Origin of the sequence: Paenibacillus sp. FSL K6-4396, assembly GCF_038002525.1 — a bacterium.
GTDB classification, from domain to species: domain Bacteria; phylum Bacillota; class Bacilli; order Paenibacillales; family Paenibacillaceae; genus Paenibacillus; species Paenibacillus amylolyticus_B.
This window is the reverse complement of record NZ_JBBOCR010000001.1, coordinates 696,129-708,428: the sequence shown is the minus strand read 5'-3', so window position 1 is coordinate 708,428 and position 12,300 is coordinate 696,129. Positions and strand designations below refer to the sequence as shown.

Here is a 12,300-nt window from a genome sequence, read left to right as displayed (position 1 = left end):
CACATGTTGCAAACCTGACACAGACCGGATTTCCTGAAAGTATCATAGCATTTCCGCACGCCTTGAGCAAACGGATTTTCCAGTTGAACCGCACACAAGCTACGTCATGACAGCTTCAATGAAAACGGTTGTATGCTGAGCCAGATCGATTTCAACCACATCCAGAGAATAACGCGTACTTCCGCGTGCCACCCTGATTACAGGTCTGCCGGGCAATCCCCGATGTTGACGCACAATGACTCCAGTCTCTTTGGTGGACAGTCGTACCGCTGTACCATTGGGATACACGGATACACTCTTGTTGAACTCAATCAGAATGTCCCGATCCAGCTTCGTACCAGACAACGCCATCATCTCTTCACAGGCCTCATGTGGCATCAAACTGTCCTTGGATAAACCATTAATGAGATTATCATAGATATTAGCCACACTAACGATTCTCGCAAACAGATGAATGTCACTCCCTTTGATTCCCCTCGGCATGCCTGTACCATCTACATGCTCATGATGTTGCAGGGCCGTATGGGCGACCAACAGACTGAACTCCCGTTTGTTCTTAATCACTTCAAATCCACGCCATGTATGGTGCAGCGAAGAATTTGCAGCAGAGCCACTGCCAGGAGGTTCCCCCACTTTGCCAATATCATGCAATAATGCCCCCACAGCAAGGTCCTTCAGTTGATTATAATTGAGTCCCATATTCAGTCCGATGACCGAAGACAACAAACATACATTCATCGCATGAACATACTGTGCATTGTCTTTGGTACGAATATCGGTGAGCTGCACAAGCATTTCACGCCCGTTCAGTACATCATTCAGCAACTTCTCTATACTGAGGGCAACCTTTCTCGGACTCCAGTCTTTCCCGGATCGAATGGATTCGAGTGTGACACTCATTTCGTTAATTATTGCCCGTTTCGTGGTTTCATCCAGAATGTCTTCTGCATCCACATCTTTATACGCTTCATCCTGGATGTATAACATGGTCACGCCAATACGCTTCAGCGTATTGACCATGTATACGGTGAGCTGGACTCCGGCAGACAGCAATACCGTGCCGTTACTGGAATATACCGTCTTGCCCAGAAGCTCCCCCGCTTCCACGCTCTCCACGTTTACATACTTCATGAACGTCCCCCGCTCTTACGATAGCTGCTCCAATGCGAGCAATTGCTCCTTGGTTTGCAGACCGCCTACATAACCCACCAGGGTACCGTCTTTACCACTGATACGGTGACAGGGAATAATAATCGGAATCGGATTCTTGCTAATGGCGTCCAGAACTGCACGAACAGCCTTGGGTCTGCCGATGATTTCCGCAACCTGTTGGTGTGATGAGGCCTCTCCATAAGATATATCGGACAGTACTTGCCATACTTGTAGCTGGAATGGTGTTCCAAGCCGTTCAAGCTGCAAGTCGAACGTTTTTCTCTCCCCTGCAAAATACTCCTTTAACTGTTTTGCAGCTTCGCTGAGCTTCTCTTCATTCTTCTCATATCGATACTCGCCAATCCAGATGCGGGCCCATTGTTGCAGATGAGCTTCCCGTACGTGAAAGGCGCCAAAATCAATATGACACAGCCCTTCATCCGTCGCGCATAACGTAAGAGTACCAATCGGTGTCAGTACCTCATCGTAGTATACGGGCTTGCCATGAAGACCCGTAACGGCTGAAGGTTTCCACGCTGCGGCTTCCGGTTTGTCAGGCTGTGCAGACTGCTCACTACCCGGTTCAATCCCAGCTTCCATTTTCAAATCCTGTTGTAACGCACGTAAAGCATTGTTCTCGTTGTTCTGTTCCTCTGGCTGCTTTTCACTCACTTGCCCAGCCTGTGGCTGTTTGGGTAAGGTCTCGGACGAACTCAGTCGCTCCTCGGCCTTCTGCAGCATGCTTAGTACGTTCCCATCTTGTTCGTTAGCGGCAGCTTCCCCAATTGCTCTCATGGCGTCTTCTCCTCCAATTCTGCTTAACGCCCAGGCTGCGGTTCCCCGCAACTCGGGGCGCGGATCACGTTTTAATACTTCTGTAAGTTTGGGTACAGCACTTTTGTCTTTGAAATTGCCCAGGGCAATAACGGCGTTGCGTTGAATCGGCTTCTTGCCCCGCCAAGCGGCGGAACTCTGACCGAAACGTTCCTTGAATTCCCGGTTACCAATGTCCAGTAGTGGTAGCAACAACGGCTTCACAATCTCCGGATCAGGGTGAAATTCGGGATGGTGATCCCAGTTCTTGCCCCGGTTCTTCGGACATACGATCTGACACGTGTCACAACCGTACAGACGGTTGCCTATTTTCAGCATAAATTCTTCATCCACGAACCCTTTCGTCTGGGTTACAAAAGAAATACAACGCTGTGAATTCAACTGCCCCGGCCCCACCAATGCTCCTGTAGGACAGGCATCGATACATTTTGTACATTCACCGCAGTCTTCGGTCACAGGTGTGTCTGGTTGAAAAGGAATATTCGTTACCAGTTCTCCGAGAAAAATCCATGAACCAAATTTGGGTGATATAATGGCACAGTTTTTGGCGCTAAAACCAATCCCCGCACGCTGGGACACCGCACGATCCACCAGTGCTCCGGTGTCTACCATGCTTTCGATCATGGCCTCAGGCACACGTTCACGTATAAAATTTACCAGCTTGTCCATCGCTGCACGCAGGACCTGATGATAGTCCTGACCCCAAGCCGAACGGGCAAAAATACCTCGATACGCACCAGGCTCCGATTTCGGCGGATTCACCATTTTGGATGGGTATGCCACGGCTATTGCAATGAGTGAAGCAGGCTCGCCATCTTTTAAGGCGGGGTGCACCCTTTTTTCAATATCCGGCTCTTCAAAACCTGAAGCATACCCTTTATCCCGCGACTGCTCCAGCAGCGACTTCAGGGAAACAAAAGGATCAGCCGAAGCAAATCCGATATCATCAATGCCCAGTCCGGGGCCAGCTGCCTTGATCTCCTGTTTTAACCTCTCCCATACAGAGGCATCCTGTGCTGCCCCGGTCTGTACGCTCGTCATTTCTCTTCCCTCTCTTCTTCCGACACTTATTCCGTAAATAGTGAACGCCCGCCTCACGGTAAGAGGACAGGCGTTAATTTCTATATATGCCTTACATATTTGAATTCAAACGGAACGAGTCTATATGGTTTAACGCAAAATGCAGTCTGAAGTTGTTGTCCTGTAAGCATTTTACAATTTCTTCAATTCAGAAAACGGCCAGAAAATAAATTCAGCCTTGCCTACAATCTGGTCGGATGTAATACTGCCAAACACTCGGCTATCCTTACTTTTGCCTTCATGACGATTATCCCCCATCACGAAGAAATGATCCGGTTCCAGTGTGATTGGGCCAAAATCAGGGTCCTGCACCTCAATATCGGTGTACGTCTCCGCTTGTTGCTCACCGTTCACATATAGATGGTGATCCCTAACTTCAATTGTATCTCCCGGAAGTCCAACGATCCGTTTCACCAGAAAATCCTTCTTCTCCACACCTTCACTTGGATCACGAAGTACGATCACATCTGATCGGGAAGGAGTACCCAGATGGTATACGATTTTGTTGACGAAAAGGCGATCTCGCTCAACCAGTGTCGGCTGCATGGACTGTCCCTTGACCATTGACAGATTAAACACAAACAGGTTCAGCAGCATCATGATTACAAAAGCAACAACAATCGTTTTGACCCAGTCCCACAGCTCGACAACCCAGGATTTTCCCGGTTGTTCAGGCTTTGACGGTTCATTTCGTTGCTCGGAAGTCACATGTTCCATTGAATGATGATTGGAATTCAAAGGGACACCTCATTTATTAAATAGTTGAATTAAACTTGTAACCTGATGACCACACTCCCTTTCAGTCTACTTCATTTGGGAGAGTGAAACAATTGGTTATGAGCACCAGTACCTTCGTTATCGTGAATACAGCCGGGATAATCGCGTTAATTTAAACAGAATTCGGAGACTCCGAAACATGTTCAGAAAATGAGGAAACCAGAGGAATATGACGTGAAGAACAATCATATAAATAGAAAGGCACATCCCTCACGTTCTTACACGTTAAAGAGATATGCCTAATATGAAATGAAAATCTTTTTTTTATTTCTTTTTAAACATGCAAACTAAGCTTTGGACAAAATACTAAGAGTCTGGAAAGCGCTCATAATCTGATTGGCACCGTAACCCATTGCTTCATATAGAGGCATGGCTACTTTGTTGTGCTCATCACCCGCCACCCATACTTGGCTGACTTTACGCTGCTGGAACCGCTGTTCCATAGCCTCGACAAGTGTTTTGCCGACTCCACGGCGACGATAGTCTGGATGTACCGCAATACGGTAGATACAACCCTGGTTGTGATCAATCGTACCGATCAAAGCGCCGACGAGGTCTCCCTCTTCTTCCGCAACCATGATCAGGTCAGAATCCCATGACAATTGACGGGCAAACGGGCCCATCGTGTTCTCATAACACTCTTCCGATAGTGCAACCTGGAGAAGCTCCGTCATCTGGCTTGCATCACTCAACTGAAAGGAACGAACGTGCATGTCTTAAATCTCCCTTTTCGTTAGCTTAGATGAGGTTTTTTACAAAAAGGGAATCCCTTTTTACCAAAAACCCAATGTTCATATAATGACAAAAAACGAGAAAATACCGCTTCTTCGTCAATTAAACCATACTTTTCTCCATAAAACACGCATTTTCTTTTGAAAGCGCTTAATTGTAACCGTTTACATACGAATGTTAAACTTTTCGTCCATTTAAACGCCTTATAACACATAAATAGTTGCATAAAGGGTAAAATATGTTTGTTATCTCTGGCCCATCATTAGATCAACGCCTCGGGGGACTTAATAAACAAAAATGTTGCTTAATTAGCTCGAATGCGGTTTAATATTAGTGGCAAGGGTATTATTACATATGTACCTATTTTCAAAAAAAACTAAAATCTCAGGAGGTATTTCATTATGACTTTTCAATTACCAGCACTTCCTTACGCTAACGACGCACTGGAACCACATATCGATGCAAAAACGATGGAAATCCACCACGATCGCCATCACAATACTTATGTAACCAACTTGAACGCAGCTCTGGAAAGCGCTCCTGAACTGCAAGAAAAAAGTTTGGAAGATCTGATCGCTAACCTTGACAGCGTACCAGAAGGCATCCGCACAGCGGTTCGCAACAATGGTGGTGGACATGCTAACCACAGCTTGTTCTGGGAAATCATCGGACCTAACGGCGGCGGCGCTCCTACAGGCGATATCGCAGCAGCTATCGATAGCGAACTGGGTGGCTTTGATAAATTCAAAGAAGATTTCGCTAAAGCAGCTACAACTCGTTTCGGTTCCGGCTGGGCTTGGCTCGTAGTTGGCAAAGATGGCAAATTGTCCATCACTAGCACACCTAACCAAGACAGCCCTCTCTTCGAAGGTCTGACTCCGGTTCTGGGTCTGGATGTATGGGAGCACGCTTACTACCTGAACTACCAAAACAAACGTCCTGACTACATCGCCGCTTTCTGGAATGTAATCAACTGGGATGAAGTGAACAAACGTTACGCTTCTGCAAAATAAGACTGTTTTAGTATGCAACAGTTAACATAAAAGAGAGCCTGATTCGGTCGTTGTGACCGTGATCAGGCTCTCTTTTTGCTATCGCTATAGTTAATGGGTGTTTTGTTTCTAACGAACCCAGGACCCGCTATTGCTCCATATTTCATCGTATCGCGAACCTAACGAATCTCAGAGTAGCTATTTCCCCAAATACGAGCTTTGATGCGCACTTTTGGGTTGATTTGGCTAAGATAACGTCACTCAGGTTCGTTAGAATTTATAATTGTGGTATATCCGCATAATAAGACCTCTGGGGTTCGTTAGCTTCCCCATTTAATCCTTCACTTGATCAAACGCACCGGCAAAATAACTGCCGATCAGCTTCAGAAATATGTTAGGGAATGCCATCTTGTCCATGTCTTCCGGTCCGATCCAGCGGTAGGTCAAGCCATCGCCTTTACCAGTCAGTGTCGGAGTGCTCAGCGCTAGGTCACTAACATCAGATGGTGCCAACATCTCTCCCTCGTTAAGCGATGTTGCGATGTTCTGCGCCTTAGGCATGCCTGGCTCCGATGAATGCGTTATGTCTGACTCAGGTGACACAGCTGATAATGAGGCTGTGCCCTCCCTTGTTGCCGCCTGTGCATCGTAGGCGGCTCTGGCTTCCGCTGCGATTAGCGGAAGCTCACTGCTCTGGTCCTGCTCGGTACACTTGTACACCTGCAGGCTCCAGACAATATGGCTGAACACATGCTCCGCATGGGTAGCCAGCCCTTCCGGGCGGGCAGCGAAGCCTTCCGCCCATAGACTGCCGGCCAGCAATGCCATGGCCGGCTCATCCGCCAGCGGCGCCGCCTTCTTGCTGGCTGCGGCGGGCGCCGCGAGCACATGCGGCAGCTCCCACATGCGGGCCAATAGGCCCGTGTCTGGGCGCTGGCGCACAAGCACTTGGCCGCGATGATCCCCGCGGCCCTCCACAATCGCGACCAGCCGCTGCTCAGGGCGCGGCGGCTTCGCCTTGGTCTTGACCGGCAGTGTAAGCTCTCTTCCGGCAATACGGCCGGAACATTGCTCCATGACCGGGCAAGTCAGGCAGTGCGGCGCTTTGGGTGTACATACCAGCGCGCCAAGCTCCATCAGCGCCTGATTGAAATCACGCGCCCGCCCTTCCGGAATGAGCTCTCCTGCGAGCTCTTCCATCAACACCCGGGTGCTGCCCTTCATAATGTCCTCATCGATGAGGAAGTATCGGGACAGTACCCGCATGACATTGCCATCTACCGCAGGTTGCGGCTGGTTGAAGGCAATGCTGAGAATGGCCCCGGCCGTGTAGGGGCCAACCCCTTTTAATGCAAAGACAGCAGGCTTGTCCTGCGGCATCTCGCCTCCGTGCAGCTCCATGACTTGTCTCGCGGCTGCCTGAAGATTACGTGCACGGGAGTAATAACCGAGTCCCTCCCAATTTTTCAACACATCCTCTTCGGGTGCTTCCGCCAACGCCTGTACGGTCGGGAAATTCCCGATAAAACGATTGAAATACGGAATTACCGTATCCACCCGAGTCTGCTGAAGCATAATCTCCGATACCCATGTAAAATACGGATTGTTGTGGCGCCGCCACGGCAAATCCCGTCGGTTGATCATATACCAGTCCAGCAAATTCACGCTGAAATGTTGTTTCTGTTCCTGTAAACCCATATTTCCGCCCTCTCCTATTACCAAGCTAACTACTTTTCCATCTGCTCCACGATCGCAAAGGCCGCTGCCAATTCCGTCTGATGTGTAATGCTCAAATGAATGTCATATTGCTTATCATATGGCAACTGCAGACGTTCCCAGGCTTGACTGGACAACGAGGCCACTGGACGTCCTGTCCCATCAGGCAGCACTTCAATGTCAGTGAAGCCCATTATGCCACCAATACCGCAGCCAAATGCCTTGGACACCGCTTCTTTCGCTGCAAATCGACCGGATACAAACTCCGTCATCCGCTTCCCTCGACGAACTGCGATCTCCCGCTCTGCTGACGTTAAAATTCGTTTTATGAAAGCTTCCGCATGGCGACCGGACAGCAGCTTCCGCATACGTCCAATCTCCAGCACATCATTGCCTATGCCATATATCATCAACGCTTCACCCGCTTAATCTTTTATACTGTAAGAGGTTGTTCAAAAGTTCCACCTTCTTGGTACTGAAAACCGCTCTTTTTGAACATGCATTGTAAAAGATCTCCATTCAATCACATGATCCGTAACTCTCCGAACACGTATTCTATTGTAGCAGGAGGGGCGATCAGAAGCGAGTACCTATCCGCATTACCATATATGCTAAAATATGAATCAGGAATCGTCTGAAATTCTTAGGAGGTCTGAATAATGCCCATAACTTTTGAATTGCCCACTGACGTAGATGCGATCATTCGCGGAGACTTTTTCCCTGCACAACAACCCGCTCAAGGTGTCATCATTCTGGCTCACGGATACAAAGGCTTCAAAGACTGGGGTATGTTCCCCTACGCAGCTGCACAGCTAAGCCAGACGCATCATGTGCTGACCTTTAATTTCTCTCACAACGGTATCGGCGAATATCTGGAGCAATTCTCTGAACTTGAAAAGTTCGCAGTGAATACCTACAGCCGGGAGCTTTCCGATCTGGCCCTGGTACTGGAATATGTGGCTACACAACCTGAACTCACTGGACTTCCTGTATACCTGGTTGGCCATAGCCGCGGTGCAGGCGTAAGTCTCGTCTATGCACTGGATCACCCCGAGCAGGTGGCAGGTGTCATCTCCTGGAATGGCGTAACCAATCTGGATCTCTTTACAGCGGAGCAAAAAGAAGAAATGCGTACGCATGGCCGCAGCCATGTCGTTAACGGACGAACAGGCCAGCAGATGCCACTGGACGTGGCTATTCTGGAAGACCTGGACAAGCATAGCGAACGTTACGCTATCATTGACCGCTTGGCTTCTTCACCTGTGCGAGTCGCACTCATTCAGGGAACAGAAGATCCCCAACGTCTGCGGGACGGTTCTGCCGCACTTGTGCAAGCACGCCCTGATATCCCGTGGCACCAGATTAATGAGGGAAACCACACCTTCAACACCGTTCACCCATTTAAAGAAACCACTCCGCAACTGGAGCAAGCCATCACCCAAACCCTGCAACAGATCAAAGACTGGAATAGCTAACACATCTTTATATAGTAGTCACCTGGATTTTTGCGGTTTCTCGTTCCACATAACAAAAAGAGTCACTGCGTGAGCAGTGACTCTTTTTGCATTCCCTAAGAGGGACGGTATTTCAATGTTGGTGTTAACAGCCTATAACGATCATGTTCATCCACCCGTATTAGATACCAGGAATGGCATTACGTTTGTGATGTGTGCGCGTATAGAACGCTTCGAGGCGCTCTTGTGCAGCCGGATCGATCTGTTTGCCTTCGAGATAGTCGCTGTTCGCTTCATACGAAATTCCCAGTTCATCTTCGTCCGTCTGACCTTCCCATAGTCCTGCAGATGGTGCCTTGTCCAAAATAGCTTGTGGCACGTTCAGATATGCTGCCAGCTGGCGCACCTGACGTTTGTTCAGGGTGCTTAGTGGCGTGATATCCACAGCGCCATCGCCCCATTTGGTATAGAAACCCGTGATAGCTTCGGACGCATGATCCGTACCTACAACAAGCAGGTTTTCTTCAAACGATAGTGCATATTGCATAACCATACGAGTTCTCGCCTTAACATTACCTTTGCCTTGGTGAGTCATATGGCGTGGGCTGCCCAAGGATTTGAACCCTTGCTCCACTTCCAGCGCAATCTCGTTCACTGCATCTTCGATATTGGTTTCCACGACATGCTTCAGATCGTATGCTTTGGCTACAGCGTAGCTGTGATCGATATCGGATTGTTCACCATAAGGTTGGAACACACCAAGCGTTTTGTACTCTTGGTTGTTCTCTTGCGTAAGCTCGTCCGTTGCTTTTTTGCACAACGCCGCAGCCACTGCACTGTCGATACCGCCGCTGATCGCAATCAGCAAACCCTTGGCACCCGCATTTTTCACATACGTCTTCAGAAAATCAACACGCTTGCGTACTTCCTCTTCCTCATTAATGCTTGGTTTAACCTTCAATTCAGCGATGATCTGTTGTTGCAAACTCATCGTTCACACACCCCGTTTCTAAATGAATGAAATTTGATGTCCAGCTTGAAAGGTCCGAATGGTTCAATAACCTTATCTATCCAAAATGAAACGCCCCGGCATCGGTGATCCGAAGGGCGGGGCGTTCTATTGGAGCGAATTAACGGCAGTAACGGTCAAATGCACTTTTGAGATCAGCCGCAATATCCTCTGCAGAACGGTCTTCCACTTGATGACGCTCGATAAAGTGAACGAGTTCTCCGTCTTTCATCAGAGCGATGGACGGTGAAGATGGAGGATACGGTGCAAAGAATTCACGTGCTTTTGCAGTGGCTTCTTTGTCCTGACCAGCAAATACAGTGTACAGGTGATCCGGTGTAATATCGTGCTGAAGTGCTTGGGACACACCTGGGCGACATTGACCCGCGGCACATCCGCAGACAGAGTTAATGACAACCAGCGTTGTTCCTTTTGCATCCGGAAGACTTGCTTCCACTTCTTCAGGAGTACGCAACTCCTGGATTCCCAGACGAGTTAAATCATCCCGCATCGGTTGAACCATATCTTTCATGTATTGATCAAATGACATCGACATTCGGTTTCACTCCTTATAAATGGTTGTTCTATGATCTCGATCGAATTAAAGGCCAATAAACTCTCCAAAACAACGTTACATTCATATCGAACATTATGGATGTAATGATGTGCTATTCCTATTATACATCCATAAGCAATGAAAGCAAGATTCAGAAACCGCCTGCGGAAAGGCTTCTTCCATAATATTATGTCTCAATGTCTGGCAAAATATGCTGAATGACTAACGTTCAAATGCCACTTTGAAGGTCGTGCCCTGGCCTTCCTCCGATTCCACAGTAATGGTTCCGTTATGTCGTTCCACAATACTCAGGCACATGGACAATCCAAGTCCGGTCCCCTTGGCTTTTGTCGTATAGAAAGGTTCAAACAGCTTTTCCTTCTTCACTCTGGGTAGACCAGGCCCTGTGTCTCGTACACACAGTTCCACCTTATCATCCACAATCCGCGTCTCCAGCGTAAGAACACCCTTCTCATTCATGGCTTCCATCCCGTTACGGGCCAGGTTCAACACCACCTGTTTGATTTCCTTAGAATTGAGATGCAGCTTCGGCACATTATGGGCCAACATGAGTTCTATACTCTGACCACGCAGGTTCGCATCCGCCCATAACAACGGACTGAGTTCATGTATGATATCGTGAAGCTGGGATTCTTCTTTCTCGGCAATACGATTCTGAGCCAAAGACAAGAAATCATTAATGATACTGTTGGCCCGGTCCAGCTCTTCCAGAACGATCCGGTAATAGTGATCGAGGGAGTCAGGACTCTTTTCCTGCATAAGTTGAAGAAAACCACGCACAACCGCCATTGGATTACGCACCTCATGCGTAATGCTTGCAGCCATCTGCCCCACCAGACTGAGACGATCCACATTATCCAGTTCACTTCGCAACATCTCAAGCTCCGTGATATCCTGAATGATCAGCATGGCTCCTGTAACTTCTCTTGCAGATTCTGTTGAAAAGGCATAAATCGGTACGGTTCGAGACTGAAATACGTGTGCACCGTAACGAACGGTCAACCCACTAATCTCACCATGAACGACGGCTCTGCGAATGCTTTTATCCATCTTATCCGCCTGACCTTGTTCAACAAATTGACTGGCAGGCTGTCCAATGAGATCAGGTGTGGAGGTACAAGGTAGCTGCTCCCTTGCGGTATGCTCCATCATCTCATTGACAAACATCACTGTGCCTTGTTTATCTACAGTGGCAATGGAGAGAGGCACTGCGTTCAGAATCTGATGAAGTTTCTCCGTTTCGGCTATGTATCGATGGTGGACTTCCGAGAGATGCTGCTCCAGCCCGCGATAGTGCTTCATCCGTTCCAGCCATAGCAGACTCAGACTGCCCGCAACAATGGCTCCAGCGGTATACCCAAGTGCTGTAAGTATCATGTAGGTCGCAGAGTACGTGGATTCATTCTGGAGGGATGCGATCCATAACAGACTCGTTACAACCAGTTCCATTGTAATCAGGATGATGAGGATCGCCATTTTGCGTGAAGGTGTATTATGCTTGAATCGTTTGGCAGACAACCATACAATAGGATAGAGAAGAATGCCCGTATGAAGGAGAAATCCGTACAGCTCATAGGGATGCGCAAAAAGAAAATAGAAGAGAATATGTAGAATGGACAGCGTTACGCCTATAGCGGACTTACAATACAAAATAACAAGTATTACAGGTACGATGCTTAATGATATGGGTACAGCCACCGGGCTTGCATAGAGCGCAAACAGCAGACACAATAACATGCTCAGGGCACTTGTCACAGCAAAACTGGTATGAACGGTTCCGTCATGTTCCATTCTGGCAATAACCCGCTTGGAGAGTACCAAACGGAATAAGGGAATCAGAAATACCGCCGACCCTGCCAGCAGTACTTGTAAAAGCATGTCCTTTAACGCAACCACAATGCCATCTCCTCCTCTGCCTGCACATTCCCTCATGTATTTCTGATTAAAACATAGGCGACAGTATATTACAATATATCC

11 protein-coding genes are annotated in these 12,300 nt (G+C 48.2%); 2 read left to right on the top strand and 9 right to left on the bottom strand.

All coding sequences use genetic code 11. The features are described from left to right. Positions 1 to 99: 99 nt before the first annotated feature. From MHB85_RS03320 to MHB85_RS03305, 4 genes are all read right to left on the bottom strand, one after another. The gene (locus tag MHB85_RS03320; protein WP_017690779.1) at positions 100 to 1,131 is read right to left on the bottom strand and encodes an HD-GYP domain-containing protein; all 1,032 of its coding nucleotides are present in this window, start codon (positions 1,129 to 1,131) and stop codon (positions 100 to 102) included. 15 nt (positions 1,132 to 1,146) lie between these two features. Continuing rightward, positions 1,147 to 3,027 carry a tRNA epoxyqueuosine(34) reductase QueG gene (gene queG / locus MHB85_RS03315; protein WP_341072376.1) on the bottom strand — a complete coding sequence of 627 codons (1,881 nt, stop codon included), beginning with the start codon at positions 3,025 to 3,027 and terminating at the stop codon, positions 1,147 to 1,149. A gap of 171 nt (positions 3,028 to 3,198) precedes the next feature. Continuing rightward, the gene (gene lepB, locus MHB85_RS03310) at positions 3,199 to 3,783 is read right to left on the bottom strand and encodes a signal peptidase I (RefSeq protein ID WP_074096722.1); all 585 of its coding nucleotides are present in this window, start codon (positions 3,781 to 3,783) and stop codon (positions 3,199 to 3,201) included. 347 nt (positions 3,784 to 4,130) lie between these two features. Further along, positions 4,131 to 4,556: a GNAT family N-acetyltransferase gene (locus MHB85_RS03305; RefSeq protein ID WP_017690782.1), complete on the bottom strand. Its 426-nt coding sequence runs from the start codon at positions 4,554 to 4,556 to the stop codon at positions 4,131 to 4,133. A 420-nt stretch (positions 4,557 to 4,976) separates the two neighbouring features. Here MHB85_RS03305 and MHB85_RS03300 point away from each other — a divergent pair, with 420 nt between their 5' ends. Then, entirely contained in the window at positions 4,977 to 5,588 is a 612-nt protein-coding gene (locus MHB85_RS03300) for a superoxide dismutase (RefSeq protein WP_036614138.1), read from the top strand. A gap of 312 nt (positions 5,589 to 5,900) precedes the next feature. Here MHB85_RS03300 and mutY read toward each other — a convergent pair whose 3' ends face one another. Beyond that, entirely contained in the window at positions 5,901 to 7,265 is a 1,365-nt protein-coding gene (mutY, locus tag MHB85_RS03295) for an A/G-specific adenine glycosylase (RefSeq protein WP_341072373.1), read from the bottom strand. 29 nt (positions 7,266 to 7,294) lie between these two features. Then, positions 7,295 to 7,693, bottom strand: a complete 399-nt coding sequence (gene acpS / locus MHB85_RS03290; protein ID WP_091018755.1) for a holo-ACP synthase — start codon at positions 7,691 to 7,693, stop codon at positions 7,295 to 7,297. Between the two features lie 249 nt (positions 7,694 to 7,942). Between acpS and MHB85_RS03285 the strand changes: the two genes are divergently transcribed. Beyond that, a complete protein-coding gene (locus MHB85_RS03285) occupies positions 7,943 to 8,758 on the top strand; it encodes an alpha/beta hydrolase family protein (RefSeq protein WP_091018757.1) in 816 nt (271 codons plus the stop codon). Positions 8,759 to 8,918: 160 nt separating this feature from the next. Here MHB85_RS03285 and nadE read toward each other — a convergent pair whose 3' ends face one another. From nadE to MHB85_RS03270, 3 genes are all read right to left on the bottom strand, one after another. Beyond that, on the bottom strand, positions 8,919 to 9,728 hold the full coding sequence (gene nadE / locus MHB85_RS03280) for an ammonia-dependent NAD(+) synthetase (protein WP_091018759.1): 810 nt from the start codon (positions 9,726 to 9,728) through the stop codon (positions 8,919 to 8,921). 139 nt (positions 9,729 to 9,867) lie between these two features. Next, on the bottom strand, positions 9,868 to 10,302 hold the full coding sequence (locus MHB85_RS03275; RefSeq protein ID WP_091018761.1) for a BrxA/BrxB family bacilliredoxin: 435 nt from the start codon (positions 10,300 to 10,302) through the stop codon (positions 9,868 to 9,870). A 222-nt stretch (positions 10,303 to 10,524) separates the two neighbouring features. Then, positions 10,525 to 12,219, bottom strand: coding sequence for a two-component system sensor histidine kinase NtrB (locus MHB85_RS03270; protein WP_179198607.1), 1,695 nt, complete (start codon positions 12,217 to 12,219; stop codon positions 10,525 to 10,527). Positions 12,220 to 12,300 lie beyond the last annotated feature (81 nt).